Origin of the sequence: Rhizobium sp. Root1203 (assembly GCF_001424945.1) — a bacterium.
In the GTDB taxonomy this organism is placed as follows: Bacteria; Pseudomonadota; Alphaproteobacteria; order Rhizobiales; family Rhizobiaceae; genus Rhizobium.
The window spans coordinates 222397-241996 of sequence record NZ_LMCW01000023.1 but is presented as its reverse complement, the minus strand read 5'-3'; the positions used below and the strand labels follow the sequence as shown (position 1 = coordinate 241996).

Genomic DNA, 19600 nt, shown 5'->3' with positions numbered 1-19600 from the left:
ACTTCCACGGCTCCAACTTTCTGGTTCTGCAATACAACCAATCCGATTGTTGCAGCGATCTAAACTCTGCTACGAAAATTCATGTTTATAAATTGAATTATCCTCATGTTATTTAGATAATCTCACCTATGGGATGAGCTGTATTGGTACCGCGATGCTCTGATCCCTACGAACTGCATTGTTTTTGATTGGCTTTTCCCCGCAGGGCTGCCCGGCTGAGATTTGCCGCAAGGCAGGTCAGCCGGGCTGTCGCCCTTCGACAGCCGTCGGACCAATCGACGGGACTTCCAATTTCCGGCGGTCTTGGATTCGGTCCGCGCGGTCGAAACCCCGGGAGCGCTCACCATCTTCAATCGGGCCGCGTCCGCGATGAGTGTCGTGACCCGCCCGGCGCTGCAAGCCGGTGGCTTGACAGCCTCTCCCCACACGCTCTAACGTTTCCTCATTCACCAGGGGGGTCCCGGCAAGGGGCTGAGATACTGCTATCGCGCGCAGTGACCCGTTGAACCTGATCCAGTTCATACTGGCGTAGGGACGGTGCAAGCGCTCGAAAGGCTTCGGATTCACGCGTGGAATCCGTACCGGCGTCTTTTCATCTTTCCGGCTGAGGACTGGGTCTCCAATCGCAAACTTGGAGCCTCAACCATGAATATTGCCGCAAAAAACCTCACTCCCACCGTGACCACCGGGCCGCTTCCGGCCTCCCGGAAGATATACATTCCAGGAGACATCCACCCCGATATCCGCGTCCCGATGCGCGAGATCAGCGTCCACCCGACATCCGGCGAGCCGCCCGTCATCGTCTACGATTCCTCCGGCGCCTACACGATCGATGGCACCGACATCCGCATCGAACAGGGTTTGCCGGCGCTCCGGCGCGACTGGGTGCTCGCCCGTGGCGACGTCGAGGCCTACCAGGGCCGCCATGTCCGCCCTGAGGATAACGGGTTTGCCAGCGGCGAGCGTCTGACGCCCGAATTTCCGGCCAAACGCCAGCCCCTGCGGGCGAAGGACGGCAAGGCTGTCACCCAGCTCGCCTATGCGCGGGCCGGCATTGTCACGCCGGAGATGGAGTTCATCGCCATCCGCGAGAACCTCGGCCGCAAGGCGAAGACAGAGGCCATGATGCGCGACGGCGAAAGCTTCGGCGCCCATATTCCCGATCACGTCACACCCGAATTCGTCCGGCAGGAGGTGGCGGCAGGCCGGGCGATCATCCCCGCCAACATCAACCATCCCGAAGCCGAACCGATGATCATCGGCCGGAACTTCCTGGTGAAGATCAACGCCAATATCGGCAACTCGGCCGTCACCTCGTCGATGGCCGAAGAGGTCGAGAAGATGGTCTGGGCCGCCCGCTGGGGCGCCGATACCGTCATGGACCTCTCGACCGGCCGCAACATCCACAACATCCGCGAGTGGATCATCCGCAATTCGCCGCTGCCGATTGGAACCGTGCCGCTCTACCAGGCGCTGGAGAAGGTCGAGGGCATTGCCGAAAACCTGACCTGGGAAGTCTACCGCGACACGCTGATCGAGCAGGCCGAACAGGGGGTCGACTACTTCACCATTCACGCCGGCGTCCGGCTTCACTACATCCCGCTCACCGTCAACCGCGTCACCGGCATCGTCTCGCGCGGCGGCTCGATCATGGCCAAGTGGTGTCTCCATCATCATCGCGAGAGCTTTCTCTACGAGCACTTTGACGAAATCTGCGACATCTGCCGTGCCTTTGATGTCTCGTTCTCGCTCGGCGACGGCCTGCGCCCCGGCTCGATCGCGGACGCCAATGACGCGGCTCAGTTTGCCGAGTTGGAAACGCTGGGCGAACTGACGAAGATCGCCTGGGCGAAAGACTGCCAGGTGATGATCGAGGGCCCGGGCCATGTGCCGATGCACAAGATCAAGGAAAACATGGACAAGCAGCTCGCCGTCTGCGGCGAAGCGCCCTTCTACACGCTCGGGCCGCTGACGACGGATATCGCACCTGGCTACGACCACATCACCTCGGGCATCGGTGCTGCCATGATCGGTTGGTTCGGTACTGCCATGCTCTGCTACGTGACGCCGAAGGAACATCTCGGCCTTCCGGATCGCAACGACGTCAAGACCGGTGTCATCACCTACAAGATCGCCGCCCACGCGGCCGATCTCGCAAAAGGCCATCCGGCTGCCCAGCTGCGCGATGACGCCCTTTCTCGCGCCCGCTTCGAATTCCGCTGGGAGGACCAGTTCAACCTCTCGCTGGATCCGGAGACGGCCCGCAGCTTCCATGACGAGACGCTGCCGAAGGAAGCCCACAAGGTCGCTCATTTCTGCTCCATGTGCGGCCCGAAATTCTGCTCCATGCGGATCTCCCATGACATCCGCGCCGAGGCGCAGAAGGAGGGGCTGGATGCGATGGCGGCAAAATACCGGGAAGGCGGCGATCTCTATATGGCGGTCGATGCAGCCAAGCCTGCGGCCGACTGACATGCGTGTCCTTGTCAAGGGGGCCGGCGTTGCCGGCCTCGCGGTCGCCCATGAACTCCGCGCGCGCGGTGCCGACGTAGCCGTGGCTGACCCTCGGCCGGGATTCCGCCACGCCGCGTCCTGGCTCGCGGGCGGTATGCTGGCACCTTGGTGCGAGCGCGAAAGTGCCGGCGAGGCCGTGCTTGCGCGTGGTATCGACGCCGCCGAGCGATGGGATGCGATCCTGCCGGGAGAGGTCCGTCGCAATGGGACGCTGGTGGTCGCGCCTGCACGCGAATACGGCGAGCTGAAACGCTTTGCCGGGCGAACCAGCGGGTATGAATGGCTTGACGAAGAGCGCATCGCCTTGCTCGAACCGGCGCTTGCCGGGCGCTTCAGGCATGCCCTGTTCTTTCCACGGGAAGCCCATCTCGACCCGCGGCGAGTGCTGGCGTCGTTGCGGACAAAGCTTGCGGCGGAGGGCGTCGCTTTCACCGGCGAACCTGCCGACGAACGCAGTTTCGATGAGGTCGTTGACTGCACGGGCATCGCGCGGATGAGACAGACGGGCGGCTTGCGCGGCGTACGCGGAGAGATGCTCTACCTCGAGACCGCGGAGATCGAACTTGCCCGACCCGTTCGGCTGCTGCATCCGCGTATTCCGGTTTACGTCGTTCCTCGCCGGGACGGCCGGTTCATGGTGGGCGCCACGATGATCGAAACGGAATTCGAAGGACCGATCGCGGTTCGCTCGTTGATGGAACTGCTGAACGCCGCCTATGCGCTGCATCCAGCCTTTGCCGATGCCGTCGTCATCGAAACCGGTGCAGGCATCCGCCCCGCCTTCCCCGACAACTTTCCCCGCGCGACCCGCGATGGAAATGTGGTCTCGCTCAACGGCTTCTACCGCCACGGCTTCCTGCTGGCACCGGCACTGGCTGCCGAAGCGGCGGATCTTGTCTTTTCGTCAAATTCGACAGCCCTAAACTCCATAGGAAGGGATGCCAGATGAAACTGATCGTCAACGGCGAGCCCCGGAACGTCGCGGCAACGACGCTGTCCGAATTGCTCGTGCTGATGGAATACGAAGGCGGATGGCTGGCGACAGCCGTCAATGGCGAGATCGTTCACCGCGACGACCGCCTCGACCACGTCCTCAACGACGATGACAGGATCGAAATCCTGTCGCCGATGCAGGGAGGCTGACCGATGCTGAAGCTCTATGAAACCGAAGTTGCCTCCCGCCTCCTGCTCGGCACTGCGCGCTACCCTTCGCCATCCGTTCTCGCCGAGGCCGTCAGTCACTCGGCAACGGAAATCGTCACCGTCTCGCTGCGCCGCGAGGCCGCCGGCGGCCGCAGCGGCGGCGCGTTCTTCGAGATGATCCGGGCGCTCGGCGTTCGCGTCCTGCCGAACACCGCCGGCTGCCACGGTGTCTCCGAGGCGGTGCTGACGGCGAAGATGGCGCGCGAGGTGTTTGCCACCAACTGGATAAAGCTCGAGGTCATCGGCAACCACGATACGCTGCAGCCCGACGTCTTCGGCCTGGTCGAGGCCGCGCGCATTCTTGCAGGCGAAGGCTTCGAGGTCTTTCCCTATACGACCGACGACCTCGTGGTGGCCGAGCGGCTGCAGGAAGCGGGCTGCAAGGTCCTGATGCCCTGGTGTGCGACGATCGGCAGTGCCGCCGGACCGCTTAATCTTCCTGCCCTTCGCGCCATGCGCGCGCATTTCCCCGAAATGCCGCTGATCGTCGACGCCGGTATCGGCCGGCCGTCGCATGCGACCGTCGTCATGGAACTCGGATTCGACGCAGTGCTCCTCAACACCGCCGTCGCCGGCGCTGGCGATCCCGTGGCGATGGCAGGCGCGTTCGCGGGCGCCATCCAGGCAGGCAGGCAGGCATTCGGCGCCGGCATGCTCGAGCCGCGTGATATGGCGGTGCCCTCGACTCCAGTCATCGGAAGGGCGGTCTTTTCATGAAGCTCGACCCCTTCTACGTTATCGTCGACAGCGCCGGCTGGATTGACCGGCTGGTGCCGCTCGGCGTCAAGCTGGTTCAACTCCGCATCAAGGACAGCACGCCGGCAGAACTGCGCGCCGAAATTCGTACGGCGAAGGCGATCTGTGCGGCGCATCAATGCCAGCTGATCATCAACGACTACTGGCAGCTCGCCATCGAGGAGGGGTGCGACTTCCTCCATCTTGGCCAGGAAGATCTGGCCGTAGCCGATCTCCCGGCCATTCGTTCCGCCGGACTGAAGCTTGGGCTCTCGACCCATGACGATGCCGAACTGGCAACTGCGCTGGCCGCGAAACCGGATTATATCGCTCTCGGTCCGGTCTATCCAACCAAGCTCAAGCAAATGAAATGGGCTCCGCAAGGACTGGAACGCCTTCGTGAATGGAAGGCTCGCATTGGCGATTTGCCACTCGTTGCTATCGGCGGCCTGAACACTGGCCGAATCGAGGGCGTCTTTGCGCATGGCGCAGATGCCGCCGCGGTGGTGACCGACATTACCTTGAACGCCGATCCCGAGACGAGAACGAGGCAATGGCTTTCGGCTACCGCGGCTCGGAGAAGCGCGCAGGCGGGATGCTAGAACGGAAGACCGAATGGGCAGCCTCACTGCCGGGATCCTTCAAAAAGGATTGATTTGTGCTTGGCGCTTCCGCATGGTGAACCGGGCGGGACAACAAATTGGACTTGGAGCACATGCTGCAACGGACCGAGGAAACAGACGCTGCGCTGATCGACAGGCTGCAGCGGGGCGCGTTCAATTATTTCCCAAAGCACTACAACCCCGACAACGGCCTCGTTGCCGATACCTCCGTGGCGGGCGTTCCTTGCAGTATCGCGGCGGTAGGCTTTGCTCTGGCGTCGTATACAGTTGCAGTCGAACGCGGCTGGGTGGAGCGGGTGGACGCTGTGCAGCGCACGATCAAAACGCTGTGCTTCTTTGCCAACGGCCATCAGGGCCGTGAACGCCACTCGATCGGATTCCGGGGCTTCTTTTATCACTTCCTGCATATGGACACCGGCCACCGCGCCTGGAACAGCGAGCTTTCGACCATCGATACCACGCTGCTCGTCGCCGGTATCCTGACCTCGGCCGCTTACTTTGACCGTGACGACGAGTCAGAAACCGAAATCCGCCGGCTGGCGACCCTTATCTACGAACGGATCGACTGGCACTGGGCGTTGAACAAAGGCCACACCGTTTGCATGGGATGGAAGCCGGGAAGCGGGTTTCTGCGTTGGCGCTGGCAGGGTTATGACGAAGCCGTCCTGCTCTATACGCTGGCGCTTGCCTCGCCGACGCATCCGATCCCGCGATCGTGCTACGACGCGTTCACGTCCAGCTATTCATGGATGCTTTTCGGCGACCAGACCTATCTTTATGCCGGGCCGCTGTTCATCCACCTGTTTTCTCATGCCTGGATCGATTTCCGCGGCATCCAGGACAAACCCATGGCCCAGCGAAACTGGGACTATTTCCGCAATACGCAAACCTGTATCGCCGTTCAACGGGATTACGCCGAGCGAAACCCCGGCCATTTTGTCGGCTATAACAAGGATGTCTGGGGGCTTTCCGCCTCCGACGGCCCACCGCCGACGCGCAACATGCGTGGCGGTCGTCGCCCACGCGTCCTGGGCTATGCCGCCCGAGGAGCCCCTCTCGGGCCTGACGACGGGACGCTTGCGCCCTGGGCAGCGCTCGCCTGCCTTCCGTATGATCGGGGGGCTTCGCTCGACGGCGTTCGCGCGCTGCTCTCAACCTATCCCGGTTTGCTCTATGAAGACCGTTTTCCCGGCGGCTTCAATCCGACCGTCAAGACCGCGCGGCCGGAAGGCTGGGTCGACGACCGCTGTGTCGGCATAGACCAGGGCCTGTTGGTGATGTCGATCGAAAACGCGCGCTCGGACTTCATCTGGAGCCTGATGCGGCAATCCCCGGTGATTCGCGCGGGCCTTCAGCGCGCGGGCTTTGCCGGTGGCTGGCTCGACGAGAGCATCGATGACGCGGAGCGCAGGACGGCGTGATCAGCGGCCGAACACATGCGCCTTGCCGGCGATGTCGAGGCGAACGCGATCGCCCCGCTCGGGAAGCGCCACGCTCGAGGTCTTGATCAGGATCGGCGGCAGTGCGACGCCTTCGAGCGACACCGCGACGGTGCATGTCGCGCCGCCAAACTCCACCTCGACGACGCGCCCGCCATACTTCGGTTCGCTATCGTCGGTAACGACACGGATCTGCTCGGGGCGCAGCATGATCTCGACCTTGCCCTGATGGCCGCTATCGACGGCGACACGGCCGAGCGCACAATCGGCAAAGCCGTTCTTGATGATCGCCGGCAGCATCACGGCATCTCCGAGGAAGAGCGCCGTTTCCCGGTCCTGCGGGTGTAGATAGAGCGACTGCGGGGACCCGGCTTGAATGAGGCGACCCTCACGAAGCACGGCAACCTGGTCGGCGAAGGACAGTGCTTCGGCCTGATCGTGGGTAACGAGGATCGTGGTGATGCCAGCCGCCTGCAGGACGCGGGCAACGGCCTTGCGCATGTTTTCCCTCAGTCCGGTGTCGAGCGCGGAGAACGGCTCGTCAAGCAGCATCAGTCGAGGCTTGCGGCCAAGTGCGCGCGCCAGCGCGACGCGCTGCTGCTGGCCGCCGGAGAGCTGGTGGGGCCGACGGGTCAGCATGTTACGATCCAGCTCGACCATGTCGAGCAGCTCGGCGATGCGTTTGTTGCGATCGGGCGTTCCACGCTGAAAACCGAAGCCGATATTGTCGGCGACATCGAGGTGCGGAAAGAGCGCGCCCTCCTGCGAGACTATGCCGATACCCCGCTTATGCGCCGGTACGGCTGCGGGTCCGTCGGCCAGGAGTTCGTCGTCCAGGGTCACCCGTCCGACGTCCGGCTGCTCGAATCCGGCGATGATGCGAAGGAGCGTCGTCTTGCCCGAACCCGAAGGCCCGACGACGGCCGTGCGGCTGCCGGCGGCAACATCGAGCGAGATGCTTTCCAGCGCCTGGACATGGCCGTAGCGCTTGCCGATACCGGCGATCGTGAGCAGCGTCATTGTCCGGCAGTCCGTTTCGATTGAGCATGGAGAAGAAGGGTCAGCGGCAGTGACAGGACCACCATCATGAAGGCATACGGTGCGGCCGCCACGTAATCGATCTCGCTGGTCAGCGACCAGAATTTAGTCGCCAGCGTTTCGACGCCGTTGGGCGCGAGCATCAAGGTGGCCGTCAGCTCGTTGGTAATGCCAAGCGCCACAAGCGCAATACTGGCAGCCGCTCCGGGTGCAGCAAGCCGCATGGTGACTTGCCGCACAGCCTGCGCCGGCGTTCGCCCAAGACCCATGGCAGCGCGCTCCAGCTCGACCGGAGCTTGCGCGATGCTGGCGCGAAGACCGACCATCGCGCGCGGCAGGAAGAGGAGAATGTAGGCAACAACCAGAGTGGCGAACGTCTGATACAGTGGCAGAACCAGGCGGACGGTGATCGTGACCAGTGCCAGCGCCACCACGACGCCCGGCAGAGAGCCGACATAGTAGTGGCAAGCTTCGAGAATGCGCTGGAACCGTCCCGGAGCACGCACCGAAAGCCAAGCCATCGGGGCGGCTGCCATTGTCGCCAGTATCCCGCCGGCGACGGCAAGGATGACGGTCTGCGCGAACGCGTTGCCCACGGTATCCAGTCGCCAGACATCGAGGCCGCCGAGATAGAGCCAGCGCACGAGCGTCACGAATGGAACGCCCAGCGTAAGACAACCCAGCACGACCGGCAGGAGCACGGCAGGCACGACGAACCAGCCGAGACGCCGGCGGTCTGCGGGACGGGCAGACCCCGATCCGATTCGCGCATACCGCTCGTTGCCCCGCAGCAGAACCTCAAGGGTGAGAAGCAGAAGACAGCAGCCGACCAGAACGCCACCCAGCATGTTCGCTGCCGGACTGTTGTAGGCGGACTGGAACTGATCGACGATCGCCGTAGCAAACGTATCGAAACGGATCATCACGTAAAGGCCGTACTCCGACAGAAGATGCAGCGCGATCAGCAGGGAGCCGCCGCAGACTGCAAGCCGAAGCTGCGGCAGGACCGCGCGGAAGAATACCGCCCAGGGGCCGAGGCCAAGCGAAGCTGCAGCATCCTCGATCGCCGGATCCAGCCGCCGGAGCGCGGCCGCGACAGGCAGGTAGAGGAACGGATAGTAGGCAAGCACGGAAACGAAGACGCCGCTCTGCAGTCCGCGCATGCCAGGGACCAGACTGACCCAGGCATAGCTGTGCACGAAAGCGGGAACAGCAAGCGGGGCGACGGCGAGCCATGCCCAAAGCCGGCCAAAGGGAATATCCGTACGCTCGGTCAGCCATGCAAGTGTCACCGCCAGCACGATAGAGACAGGAACGGTGATCGCTTCCAGAAGCACGGTGTTGACGAGCAATTCGCCGACACGCGGCCGAAACACCAACTCCTTGACCGTCTGCCAACCCACGTCGACCGTGATCCAGCCGATGAAACCCAGGGGCACCAGGCTGAACAGGGCGACCACGGACGCAATGAGAACGACGGAGACATGCGGCATGCGGGCACGCAGCCGGTTCAGTCCGACCAGCGGCTGGACCGTCGGCATCTGTTGGCCAGGAGCGAGCAATCTGTTGTCCTGCAGCAAGGCCGCCGCCTTCACACCCTGAAAAAGGAAGGCAACCGCTCTTGACCAAGCGGTTGCCGGATTTCGTCATGCCCTAAGGTTTTCTTGAGCCAAAAGCAATAGTTTTAACCCGCAGGCATCTGCGACACGAGGCCCTAGATGAGACCTGCAGCGGTCATCAACTCGGTGACCTTTTTGCTGTTCAGCTTCGCAGCATCGACCTTCGGTGCCTGCAGATCGGACAGCGGAACCAGCTTGTCGTTGGACGCGGCGTCCTTGCCGACAGCATATTCGTACGAGGTGCCGTTCTTCAGGATGTCCTGCCCGGCCTTGCTTGTGATGAACTTCAGGAGCGCCTGAGCTTCCTTCTGGTGCTGGCTGGACTTCAGGATACCACCGCCGGAAATGCTGACGAACGCGCCAGGATCTTCGTTCTTGAAGTAGTGGGTCGCGACGTTCTTGCTGTTCTCGCCGGTCTTTGCCTGATCGCCGAACCAATAGTAGTGGTAGATAACAGCGCCTTCGACTTCACCGGCGTTGACCGCCTTCATGGCAACGCTATTGCCCTTGTAGGGCGTTGCGTTCTCCTTGAGCGCCTTCAGCCACGCGGCTGTCGCTTCCTCGCCCTTGAGTTCAAGCAGGGCGCTGACGATCGCCTGGAAGTCGGCTCCAGCCGGCGCTGCACCCCAACGGCCCTTCCAGGCCGGATCGGCGAGATCGAGCAGCGACTTCGGCAGCTTGTCCTCGGTCAGTTTCGTCTTGTCGTAGACAAACACGGTCGAACGCGCCGCAATACCGGTCCACATGCCATCGGACGGGCGATACTGATCCGGCACCTGCGCCAGCGTATCCTTGTCGACCGGAGCAAAGAGGCCGGCGGAATCGACGAGGGTCATGGCGGGCGAGTTTTCGGTCAGGAACACGTCGGCCGGCGAAGCATCGCCCTCCTGAACGATCTGGTTGGCGAACTGCATGTCGCTGCCCTGACGCATCGTCACCTTGATGCCGGTTTCCTTGGTAAAGGCATCGATCCACTCACGGCCCAGGCTTTCGTGCTGGGCGTTGTAGACCACGATGCCCTCGGATTGATCGGCGCGCGCGACGCCTGATGCCAGCGATGTCGCAGCAAGAAGCGACGCAGCCAGTGCGAACGCTCCCGAGAAACTGCTAAGGGAAATTTTCATGATGCCCTCCATGGCGTTTCACCCGAGTTCCCCAGGGTGATAAATGCCCGTATATTTTTCTTGAACTGGGATTTCAAGTTTTCAGCAATCCCGACAGATCACAAATACTTGAATTAATTAGTCAACTCTAAAAACTCTCAGAGGGCGTTGATCGTCGCGATGCGAGCCGCCAGCGAGACCCTGATCTCTGGCAATTTGAACAAGTATGCAGACGGCGAGATTGAACGCAGGGTAGGCATAACCGTGGCATGCATGGAACAAGGCACTCACAGAAAAGAGACGATGACGCTGTTACGCCATCGTCCCGCGTGTCGCGATGCAGCGACTACTCGACGTCGAACTTGACACCCTGTGCCAGCGGCAGGGTCTTGCCGTAGTTGATGGTGTTCGTCGTGCGGCGCATGTAGGCCCTCCAGGCATCGGAGCCCGACTCGCGACCGCCGCCGGTTTCCTTTTCGCCGCCGAATGCGCCGCCGATCTCTGCACCCGAAGGGCCGAGGTTGACGTTGGCGATGCCGCAATCGGAGCCGCGGGCAGAGACGAATGTTTCGGCTTCACGCATGTCGTTGGTGAAGATCGACGACGACAACCCTTGCGGCACGGCATTATGCAGCGCGAGCGCCTCGTCGAAATCGCGGTACTTCATCACGTAGAGGATGGGCGCGAAGGTCTCGTTTTCGACGGGACCGGACTGCGAGGGCATTTCGACCAGAGCCGGACGGACGTAGAAGGCTTCCGCGGAGCCGCTTTCGACGCGCTCGCCGCCTGTAACCTTCCCGCCGGCGGCTTTCGCCTGCTCAAGAGCGGATTGCATGTTGCTGAATGCCTGCTTGTCGATCAGCGGTCCGACCAGCGTACCGGCTTCGAGCGGGTTGCCGATGGTAACCGAGCCGTAGGCCTTCTGTAGGCGCGGAACGAGCGTGTCGTAGACGCTCTCGTGGACGAACAGGCGACGAAGCGTCGTGCAACGCTGGCCGGCGGTACCCATCGCCGAGAAGGCGACTCCGCGCAATGTCAGGTCGAGATCGGCACTCGGGCAGATGATTGCGGCATTGTTGCCGCCGAGTTCGAGAATGGCACGGGCAAAGCGTTGCGACAGGCGCGGACCGACCGCACGGCCCATGGCTGTCGAACCGGTAGCCGAAACCAGCGGCACCTTCGGATGATCGACCAGCACTTCTCCCACCTCGCGGCCGCCGATCAGCAGCGTCGAGAGATTGGCCGGCGCAGCACCGCCTTCGGCAACGAAGCGCTTCAATGCCTTTTCGAACAGGGCCTGCGTCGCCAACGCCGTCAGCGGTGTCTTTTCCGACGGCTTCCACACTGTCGAATTGCCGCAGACGAGTGCCAGCGCCGCATTCCACGACCAGACCGCCACTGGGAAGTTGAAGGCCGAGATGATGCCGACGACGCCCAGCGGATGCCAGCTCTCCATCATGCGGTGCTCCGAACGCTCGGTCGCGATCGTGAGACCGTAGAGCTGACGCGACAGGCCGACCGCAAAGTCGCAAATGTCGATCATCTCCTGAACCTCGCCGAGACCCTCGGAGGTGATCTTGCCGACTTCGATCGAAACCAGACGGCCGAGAGCGCCCTTGGCGGCGCGCAGCTCCTCTCCAAGCAGACGGACGAGCTCGCCGCGCTTCGGGGCAGGAACGGCGCGCCATTCCAGAAATGCCTTGTGTGCCTCTGCGATCGCAGTCTTCGCCTCTGCGACGGAGTGTTCCGTCAACACACCGATTTCCTTGCCGGATACCGGCGAAGCGACGCGCAGTGTGCCGCCGGTGAAGCGGTCCGCGGAAACGCCCAGTTCGGCGAGCAGCATCTTCGTTTCCGATGCGAGGTCGAGTGTTGCAATGGTCATTGTCGTGGTTCCAACCTTGTTGTTCTCAAAAGCGGGCGTCGGCGAAGTGAGCGACCTGGGCGCCGGCTTCGTACCATATTTCCTTGACTGCACGGAAGCGCGGCTCGGCCGGCGCCGTCAGCGGCAGCGGCAGATCTGCTTCGCTCAGCTGGCCCAGGATATGGCGGGCCAGCGTGCGGCCGAATACCGTGCCGGGGGCAATTCCGCGGCCATTATAGCCTGAGAACCCGACGACGTTAGGCGCAAATTTGTGAAAGCGTGGCAGCGCGTTGTCGGTCATGCCGATATTGCCGTACCATTCGCATTCGAATTCCACGTCGCCGATGTGGGGAAACAGCTTCCTCAGGGATCGCTTTGCCCACGCTTTGTGGACAGAAAGCCCGGTATTGCGCAGGGCGCCCACACTGCCGAAGACCAGCCGGCCGGCCCTGTCCATCCGGTAGGACGAGAGAATTTCCTTGGTATCCCAGACGCCCTCGCGGCCGGTAAGGATTGATTTGCGCAGGTTGTCGCTGAGTGGCGTAGTCGCCAGATTAAAATAGGGCAAATGCACCTGTTCGGCACGCACCTTCTCCCATGGGCCCGTGCTATAGGCATCGGTGGCGACAACGATCCAGTCGGCAGTCACTTGACCCGTTGCCGTTTTGACCGTCCAGCGATTGCCGCTTCGCTCGGTCGCCACGACAGGACTCGACGTGTGAACGGCAACGCCAGCTTTGACAGCTGCATCGGCAAGTCCCCGGGCATAAGCAAGCGGTTGCAGAGTCCCGGCGCGCATGTCGAGCAGCGACCCGGTATAGGCGCTGCTGCCGACGCGCCTTTCGGTTTCCGCAGCATCGAGCAGGATCACCGGTGCTCCAAGCGCCGCCCATTGCTTAGTCCGGTCTTCGATTTCCTTGAGACCATCGGCGCCTACGGCGACATGGAGCGTCCCGTTGCGCTCAAGCTCACAGGCGATGCCGTGCTTGTCGATCAGTTCCATCACCAGCTTCGGCGCATTGCCCAACATGTCGAGAAGGCGTTCGCCGTGGACCGGGCCTAGGACACCCGGCAAATCGTTTGGCATGACCCACATGCCGGCATTGATCAGCCCGACATTGCGCCCTGCTCCCCCGAACCCGATCTCCTTTGCCTCGAGCAATACGACCCGCGATCCGGCCTCCGCCAGATGAAGGCTTGACGAAAGCCCCGTATAACCGCCGCCCACCACCACCACATCGGCACTGACGTCCCCTTCCAGAGAAGAGGTCGCCGGCGGCGGCGGAGCGGTTTTTTCCCAAAGCCCGTGCGAGCGCGGATCGTTCAGCATCGATCAAATCCATCCGTTTAAGGTTGCAGCATTCTACCGCTGCCCGATCATTCGCGAAACCAGTCAGGCAACCGGCCTCAGCTGCAGGCATGCTCGACCGTGGCACCAAGGGCAAACGAAGCCTACTGGCATGGGAGAACTCCCCATTCATTCCGATTTCGATTAATGAAGTTCTTTACAAGGCCATAAAAGCCATAAATATCGACTTTTCGGAAATAGCTCATTCTCCCATGGAATGATCATGCTGCGATCACGGCGATTTTTACCTTCGACTTCATTGCTGGCAGCGTTCGAGGCCGTCGCTCGCACGGGGACCGTCACCGCGGCTGCGCGCGAACTCGATCTGACTCAAAGTGCCGTCAGCCGGCAAATCAAGGCGCTGGAAGAGCAGGTCGGCGTGGAGCTTTTCATCCGTGAACGCCAGACGGTGCGCCTGACCGTTGCAGGTGACAGCTATGCGCGCGAGATCCGCGAGGCGCTGCGGCGAATTTCGAACGCATCGCTCAATCTCCGTGCCAACCCGCATGGCGGCACCCTCAATCTTGCGATCCTGCCGACATTCGGTACACGCTGGCTCGCGCCGCGTCTCGGACGGTTTCTTGCCGCAAACCCCGGCGTCACCATCAATCTGGCCACGCGTTTGTCGTCGTTCGACTTTCGCCTCGATTCGATCGATGCCGCGATCCACTTCGGTCACCCCCACTGGCCGGGTGCGGAGCTGGCATTCCTGATGTCCGAAAAAACGGTGCCGGCTTGCAGTCCGGAGTTTCGCGATTGCTATGCGATCAAGGAGGCGCCCGATCTGCTCGGCGTTCCCCTCCTGCACCTCAACACACGGGCGGACGCCTGGGAGCAGTGGTTTGCCGGCAACGACGTGGCGTTTCAGAACGTGCACGGCATGCTCTTCGACCAGTTTGCAACGGCGGCACAAGCGGCGACGGCTGGCCTGGGCGTCGCATTGCTCCCGACGTTCCTCATCCAGGACGAACTGAAGCGAGGCGACCTCGTCGCAGCTGTCGGTCGCGAAATGGAGAGCAGCGGACGCTACTACCTCGCCTATCCGCCCGAGCGCGCGGATTACGCACCCCTGATGGCGTTTCGCGATTGGATCGTTCGAGAAGCCTCTCGGGATGGCGGAACGGCTTGCGCCGGCACAGTGCTTTCGAGCATTATGCAAACCAAGTAGAATTCAATGCAGGAAACTTCCATGAAGCCGATTTTCGTCCAGCTCCAATGCGCCCCCGGCAAGACTTACGAGGTCGCCGACGCGATCTACCAGACGGAACGCGTCTCGGAACTCTATTCGACGAGCGGCGACTACGACCTCCTCCTCAAGGTGTATATAGAAGAAGGTCAGGACATAGGAAAATTCGTCAACGATAACATTGCCAATATTCCGGGCATTGTCCGTTCGCTGACTACCTTGACGTTCAAGGCGTTCTGACCGTCGGTCACCGTCGGTTAACTCTCCCGATAGACAAAAGTCCAGCCGCTACGGCATTTAAACGCGGCCTTAACGCTGGCGGCGGTCTTGTTGCTGCAATCGTAGCTCCGGCCGCCGAGGCGCGGCTCACAGGTGAATCATGTCCGCTGCCGAAACCTACGCCCACGACGCAGAACCGTCGGCAGGTACTCCGCCGCTGATCGTTCATGTCATACGCCAGTTTCTACCTAACCGCGGCGGCCTCGAAGATGTCGCAGCCAATCTTGCGCGCCAGACGATCGACCGAGGGTATCGCGTTCGCGTGGTCACGCTTGATTCGCTGTTCACATCGCGCGGCAAAAAGCTGCCCCATCGCGAATACGTCGGTGGCATCGAAGTCGTCCGTATTCCCTGGTCGGGCAGCACGCGCTATCCGATCGCCCCGCAGGTTTTCCGGCATCTGGGCGATGCCGACCTCATCCACGTTCATGCCATCGATTTCTTTTACGATGCACTCGCCTGGGGCCGCTTTCTGCACCGAAAGCCGATGGTGGTGACGACGCACGGCGGCTTCTTCCACACGGAGAAGCACGCGGCGTTGAAGAGGGTTTGGTTTCAGACCATGACCCGCTTCTCGGCAATGGCTTACGACAAGGTGATCGGATGCAGCGTGTCCGACCTTCGGCAATTTTCGCAGATCGCTCCGAGCCGCAGCATGGTCATCGAGAACGGCGCAGATATCGGCAAATTTGCCGACAGCGCATCGCGGATAGCCAAACGCCGGATCGTCACCATTGGCCGGTTTTCGGTCAACAAGCGTCTCGACAATCTGATCGAGACACTTGCTGCGCTAAATGCACGCGACCCCGACTGGCATCTCGACCTCGTTGGTGTCGAGTCCGATCTCAGTCGCCAGGACCTTGCCGATCACGTCGCCAGGCTGAACATCGCTGACGCCGTCACGATCCATGTCTCGCCGGACAACGACAAAATCCGCAGTATCATCGAGCAGGCATCGATATTCGCCTCCGCTTCGGCCTACGAGGGCTTCGGGCTCGTTGCATTGGAAGCGATGAGCGCAGGGCTGCTCCCTGTTTTGAACGGCAACGAGGCTTTCGGGACGCTGGGCGCGCGCCATGAGGCGCTTCTTCTTGCCGATTTCTCGGATAAGGCTGCAGCCGCCCAGGCGATCGAGACCGCCTTCGACCGCCTCCAGTCGCGAGGTCCCGACATCAGGGCGCAGCTTCTCGCCGACGCCCGCGCCTATTCCTGGGATGTCGTCGCCGAGCGCTATATTACGGTCTACAAGCAGCTGATCGGCGCCTGATCAGGCCTTGGCGAGGCGGACAATCTCCGCAAATACCGTCTTTCGCGATTCAGGCGGCGTCAGATTGTGATCGGCATTCGGCAACATCACCAGCCGCACGTTCGGATAGCGCGAAAACTTGCGCCCGCCGGGGCCAAAGTGGAAATACATGTGTTCCAGCCCGACGTCGCCCTCGCTATAAATGAGTGTCACCGGCACATTCCGCTTGCCGACGGTGAGAAAGGATTTCTTGACCTCGAGAGCGGTATGGCGCCGGCTCGGCAGGTATTCCAGCAATGGCGCGATCCGGACCGACATACGTCGGGCAAAGGCGATCGAGACGTTCCTCACGGCGGCCTTGACGTCCACTTCGCCGCGTAGCAGTCGCTTGAACGTATCGGCGCTTGCGATGCGCTGACCGTAATCTTCAAAGCTGCGCGGAACGGATACGACGTGCTTCTTTTCGACCGCTTGGTTCGGATCCCAGTAGTAGACGAAAGGATTGATCGACACCGCGGCTTTCAGGCGCTCATCGGCAACAGCCGCGCGAATTGCGAGGTAGCCACCACTGCAGCGCCCCGCGACCATGAGTGGCCCGGCCGCCAGGCCATCCAGAAGATCGGTGGCGGAGCGTACATCCTCGCTCTGCGTCGGCGAATAGAGGATCTGTGCCGGCGCATCCGGGCGCGGCGGGCTGTCCCCCACGTTGGCAGAATCGAAACGAAGCGAGACGACCCCGTGACGCGCCAGATCGCGCGCCATATCGACGACCGTCCGTCCCCAGCCGGAATGACGGTCATAAGCCGTCGACAGAAAGAGAACGGCGTTACCGGTAGGCGTGCCCAGTGGCCGGCTGACCACGCCGACCAGATGGTTGAACTCGCCGAAACGCACAGGGACATCTTCAAACCCGTCGCCGGCGATGGATTGCGGCTCGAGATCCTTGACCGAGGGCGCGGCGAGATGATCCACGGACGTATTCGCTTCCAGCCAGTCGGCCAGATAATTCACAGTCGCCATGGGCGTCCTGGCGAACAACGGATCGATCACAAGCTCGTCGTAGCCCTCGAAGGCGCGCTGCTCCACATCGGCACCAAGCGTCCGCAGGCCGTCAGCAAATGTCGTATCGTCTACGCGGACCGGCCGTTCAAGAATGAGGTAGCGCGGTGCGGCGATGCTTTCCGGCGCGGTGATGTTCAGCTTCGAGAGCTCCGTCGCGATACCGTCCGGCATGACGAGACCCGCAATCACATGCTGGCCCTTTGGAAGCTCGTCCGCGCCCAATCCGAGATGAAGGTTGATGAACTTGGACCACGCGCTCAGTTCGCGCAGATAGGCGCGACCACTGAGGACAGGCCCAAGCATGACAATGGTGTCCACGCCTTCGATCGTTGCGCCTGCACGCTGAACCAGCGTCGCACCGAGCCCCTGGGCGACAAGCACCACCCGGCTGCATCCGCTCAGCTTCTTGAGCTTCTCCGCCGCGTTGCGGATTGAATTCTCCCAGATCGCAAGGGTCGCAGGCACGCCACCGAGATCCAACGCGTCGCCTGTGCCGGGATAGTCGAACCGAAGGCTCGGCACGCCGACGTCGGCGAAATGCTCAGCCGCGACGCGGAAGAACTTCCGGCCGCACATTTCCTCAAAGCCCCACGGATTGACGAAAAGGACGGCCGTAGACCGCTTGGGTACATCTTCGCTCTCAGGCTTGAAGAGGCCGATTGTTCCATCGAACGCAAGAGGCAATGCCGCATCCCGTCCGGCGCCATCCGCCGGATCCGCCGACGGTGCATTCTCATCCGCCTTTTCAGGACGCGACGGTGCTACAAATTCAACTGCCTTTTTGGCAGGTCCCCGCAAAGCTGCTGGCATTTTCCCAACGATAGACAACATAACCTCGGCATCCTCACGCGGAATCGCGTTGAGGATTTTAAGTGCAATGACATAGCCGGCCCCCCCGGCCGCAATAGCGAGCAAAAGTCCAATAGAACCATTTATAAAATGTAAAGTTGCAATCGCGATACACGCACAAAACGCAGCCGCGGCTGACGTTTTCGAAATATTGACGTACAATCCCGACAACTGCTTGCCGAAACCGGTCTGCCTCACCATGATCACGCACATCAGGACAAACACGCCGATGCGAACAAGAGCGGCTCCCTCGGCCGCAAAGAACGGGACGACCGCCAGGCAGCCGACCGTCATCGCAAGTCCCGCCACCACGCTGACACGCAGGCGATCGCGTGCCCGGTCCATGGACAAGAGGTACAGGCTCAGCGTCTGCATGAAGGTGTAGGCCGGTGCCGCAAGCGCCAGCAGTGCCACGACTGTGCCGCTTCGGCTGAACGCTTCGCCGAAAACCGCGCGCACCAGTTCGCCGGAAATCGCCGCAAGCCCAAGGCTCATCGGCAGGATGATATAGGCCATGCTGCGCGTCACGGCCGAGAACACTTCGACAGGCAGCGTTCGGTCGTCGCTGTTGTGGCGCCGCTCGGAGTAATAGGGCAGCAGGCTGCCTGTCATCTGGATCGGCAGTTGCAGGGCGATGTTGGCGATGGAAAGGCCAACCGCATAGTAGCCGACCATTTCCACGGACCAGAACTGCTGGAGAAAGAGGATTTCTAGCCTGTTCAGAAATATCGAATCGATAACGAACTGCGCCGAAAGGACCGCCGACGACGCTGCAAGATGCTTCAAAGGTATCCCGCATCGATCCCGACGCGTGAAAAGAATGGGCAGGGTCGCGACGAAGAACACCAACTGTCCGAGTAGATATCCGACGAGAACGCCTTCGACGCCGTATAAGACCGCGCCGCCGGCAACGCCGACAAGCTGCAGGACACAGACCGCTGTCGCCAGTTTGAAAAAGTCGCCGAGGCGGCGCTCGCCGATCAGATAGAATTTGACGAACGAGCCGATCGCCTGAATGAAGAACAATGCGGCGGTCACATACGCAACGGTCGGCGCGGTCTCCGCCCAATGCAACTCCTCCGACGTCAGAAAGAAGAGCGCATAGAGGCCGAGCAGCACAAGCGTGGAGCAAAGCATGACCGTCACGAGCAGCGACGCAAAGCCCCGCCGCCGCTTCGCATCGAAGCCCTCCGCCTGCAACTGCGGCAACGTCTTGGAGAGCGTGATGCTGGATCCGAGTTCCGCAATGGATGCACCGGTGACAACAAGCCAGAGCGAAAAAGCGACGATGCCGTTTGCTTCGGGCCCGAGGAGGCGAGCCGTGATGATGGACGAAATGAATCCAGTCAGAAGCAGCAGCATTCCGGCCGCTCCGTTCATAACTGAATTCGCAATAATTCCCTTCGACATGTCGTATCCGCTCAAGGCCGTTCGGAGCCGGCCACGCTACAGTGGCGCCCATGCTACGGTGAAAGTCTTTCGAAATTGATCG

The 19600-nt window shown here is 61.6% G+C and carries 14 protein-coding genes, 1 pseudogene and 1 riboswitch; of the genes and pseudogenes, 9 read left to right on the top strand and 6 right to left on the bottom strand.

Features of this window, described 5'->3' with window-relative positions:
- Positions 1-441: 441 nt before the first annotated feature.
- Positions 442-553: riboswitch (TPP riboswitch) on the top strand.
- A 92-nt stretch (positions 554-645) separates the two neighbouring features.
- From thiC to ASC97_RS21550, 6 genes are all read left to right on the top strand, one after another.
- Positions 646-2472 (top strand): phosphomethylpyrimidine synthase ThiC, encoded by a 1827-nt coding sequence (gene thiC, locus ASC97_RS21575; protein ID WP_057470375.1) that lies wholly within the window; start codon positions 646-648, stop codon positions 2470-2472.
- 1 nt (position 2473) lies between these two features.
- The gene (gene thiO / locus ASC97_RS21570) at positions 2474-3463 is read left to right on the top strand and encodes a glycine oxidase ThiO (protein ID WP_057470495.1); all 990 of its coding nucleotides are present in this window, start codon (positions 2474-2476) and stop codon (positions 3461-3463) included.
- The gene (gene thiS, locus ASC97_RS21565; protein ID WP_057470374.1) at positions 3460-3657 is read left to right on the top strand and encodes a sulfur carrier protein ThiS; all 198 of its coding nucleotides are present in this window, start codon (positions 3460-3462) and stop codon (positions 3655-3657) included. The genes thiO and thiS overlap by 4 nt, the downstream gene beginning before the upstream one ends.
- A 3-nt stretch (positions 3658-3660) precedes the next feature.
- Positions 3661-4434 (top strand): thiazole synthase, encoded by a 774-nt coding sequence (locus ASC97_RS21560; RefSeq protein WP_057470373.1) that lies wholly within the window; start codon positions 3661-3663, stop codon positions 4432-4434.
- The gene (locus ASC97_RS21555) at positions 4431-5054 is read left to right on the top strand and encodes a thiamine phosphate synthase (protein WP_057470372.1); all 624 of its coding nucleotides are present in this window, start codon (positions 4431-4433) and stop codon (positions 5052-5054) included. The genes ASC97_RS21560 and ASC97_RS21555 overlap by 4 nt, the downstream gene beginning before the upstream one ends.
- A 113-nt stretch (positions 5055-5167) precedes the next feature.
- Positions 5168-6496 (top strand): glucoamylase family protein, encoded by a 1329-nt coding sequence (locus ASC97_RS21550; protein ID WP_057470371.1) that lies wholly within the window; start codon positions 5168-5170, stop codon positions 6494-6496.
- On the opposite strand, the gene ASC97_RS21545 is transcribed toward ASC97_RS21550, so the two are convergent.
- The 5 genes and pseudogenes from ASC97_RS21545 to ASC97_RS21525 all read right to left on the bottom strand — a co-directional run bounded on the left by ASC97_RS21545 (position 6497) and on the right by ASC97_RS21525 (position 13468).
- The gene (locus tag ASC97_RS21545) at positions 6497-7534 is read right to left on the bottom strand and encodes an ABC transporter ATP-binding protein (RefSeq protein WP_057470370.1); all 1038 of its coding nucleotides are present in this window, start codon (positions 7532-7534) and stop codon (positions 6497-6499) included. It lies immediately after the preceding gene.
- Positions 7531-9202: pseudogene (locus ASC97_RS21540) on the bottom strand (ABC transporter permease). The gene ASC97_RS21545 and the pseudogene ASC97_RS21540 overlap by 4 nt, the downstream one beginning before the upstream one ends.
- Before the next feature lie 64 nt (positions 9203-9266).
- Positions 9267-10295 (bottom strand): iron ABC transporter substrate-binding protein, encoded by a 1029-nt coding sequence (locus tag ASC97_RS21535; RefSeq protein WP_057470493.1) that lies wholly within the window; start codon positions 10293-10295, stop codon positions 9267-9269.
- A 325-nt stretch (positions 10296-10620) separates the two neighbouring features.
- Positions 10621-12159, bottom strand: a complete 1539-nt coding sequence (amaB, locus tag ASC97_RS21530) for an L-piperidine-6-carboxylate dehydrogenase (protein ID WP_057470369.1) — start codon at positions 12157-12159, stop codon at positions 10621-10623.
- Positions 12160-12184: 25 nt separating this feature from the next.
- Complete coding sequence (locus ASC97_RS21525; protein WP_057470368.1) at positions 12185-13468, bottom strand: NAD(P)/FAD-dependent oxidoreductase; 1284 nt, start codon at positions 13466-13468, stop codon at positions 12185-12187.
- A 235-nt stretch (positions 13469-13703) separates the two neighbouring features.
- Here ASC97_RS21525 and ASC97_RS21520 point away from each other — a divergent pair, with 235 nt between their 5' ends.
- The 3 genes from ASC97_RS21520 to ASC97_RS21510 all read left to right on the top strand — a co-directional run bounded on the left by ASC97_RS21520 (position 13704) and on the right by ASC97_RS21510 (position 16218).
- Positions 13704-14654 (top strand): LysR family transcriptional regulator, encoded by a 951-nt coding sequence (locus ASC97_RS21520; RefSeq protein ID WP_200959518.1) that lies wholly within the window; start codon positions 13704-13706, stop codon positions 14652-14654.
- 21 nt (positions 14655-14675) lie between these two features.
- Positions 14676-14912, top strand: coding sequence for an Lrp/AsnC ligand binding domain-containing protein (locus ASC97_RS21515; RefSeq protein WP_057470367.1), 237 nt, complete (start codon positions 14676-14678; stop codon positions 14910-14912).
- Positions 14913-15051: 139 nt separating this feature from the next.
- A complete protein-coding gene (locus ASC97_RS21510; RefSeq protein WP_057470366.1) occupies positions 15052-16218 on the top strand; it encodes a glycosyltransferase family 4 protein in 1167 nt (388 codons plus the stop codon).
- Here ASC97_RS21510 and ASC97_RS21505 read toward each other — a convergent pair whose 3' ends face one another.
- Positions 16219-19518: an oligosaccharide flippase family protein gene (locus tag ASC97_RS21505; RefSeq protein ID WP_057470365.1), complete on the bottom strand. Its 3300-nt coding sequence runs from the start codon at positions 19516-19518 to the stop codon at positions 16219-16221.
- Between the last annotated feature and the right edge of the window lie 82 nt (positions 19519-19600).

Bases quoted from the DNA above. Each gene is read 5' to 3' on its own strand.
- ASC97_RS21505 (WP_057470365.1), bottom strand. From the start codon at position 19,518: ATGTCGAAGGGAATTATTGCGAATTCAGTTATGAACGGAGCGGCCGGA.
- ASC97_RS21535 (WP_057470493.1), bottom strand. From the start codon at position 10,295: ATGAAAATTTCCCTTAGCAGTTTCTCGGGAGCGTTCGCACTGGCTGCG.
- ASC97_RS21555 (WP_057470372.1), top strand. From the start codon at position 4,431: ATGAAGCTCGACCCCTTCTACGTTATCGTCGACAGCGCCGGCTGGATT.
- ASC97_RS21550 (WP_057470371.1), top strand. From the start codon at position 5,168: ATGCTGCAACGGACCGAGGAAACAGACGCTGCGCTGATCGACAGGCTG.
- ASC97_RS21560 (WP_057470373.1), top strand. From the start codon at position 3,661: ATGCTGAAGCTCTATGAAACCGAAGTTGCCTCCCGCCTCCTGCTCGGC.
- ASC97_RS21545 (WP_057470370.1), bottom strand. From the start codon at position 7,534: ATGACGCTGCTCACGATCGCCGGTATCGGCAAGCGCTACGGCCATGTC.
- ASC97_RS21515 (WP_057470367.1), top strand. From the start codon at position 14,676: ATGAAGCCGATTTTCGTCCAGCTCCAATGCGCCCCCGGCAAGACTTAC.
- thiC (WP_057470375.1), top strand. From the start codon at position 646: ATGAATATTGCCGCAAAAAACCTCACTCCCACCGTGACCACCGGGCCG.
- amaB (WP_057470369.1), bottom strand. From the start codon at position 12,159: ATGACCATTGCAACACTCGACCTCGCATCGGAAACGAAGATGCTGCTC.
- ASC97_RS21510 (WP_057470366.1), top strand. From the start codon at position 15,052: ATGTCCGCTGCCGAAACCTACGCCCACGACGCAGAACCGTCGGCAGGT.
- thiS (WP_057470374.1), top strand. From the start codon at position 3,460: ATGAAACTGATCGTCAACGGCGAGCCCCGGAACGTCGCGGCAACGACG.
- thiO (WP_057470495.1), top strand. From the start codon at position 2,474: ATGCGTGTCCTTGTCAAGGGGGCCGGCGTTGCCGGCCTCGCGGTCGCC.
- ASC97_RS21520 (WP_200959518.1), top strand. From the start codon at position 13,704: ATGATCATGCTGCGATCACGGCGATTTTTACCTTCGACTTCATTGCTG.
- ASC97_RS21525 (WP_057470368.1), bottom strand. From the start codon at position 13,468: ATGCTGAACGATCCGCGCTCGCACGGGCTTTGGGAAAAAACCGCTCCG.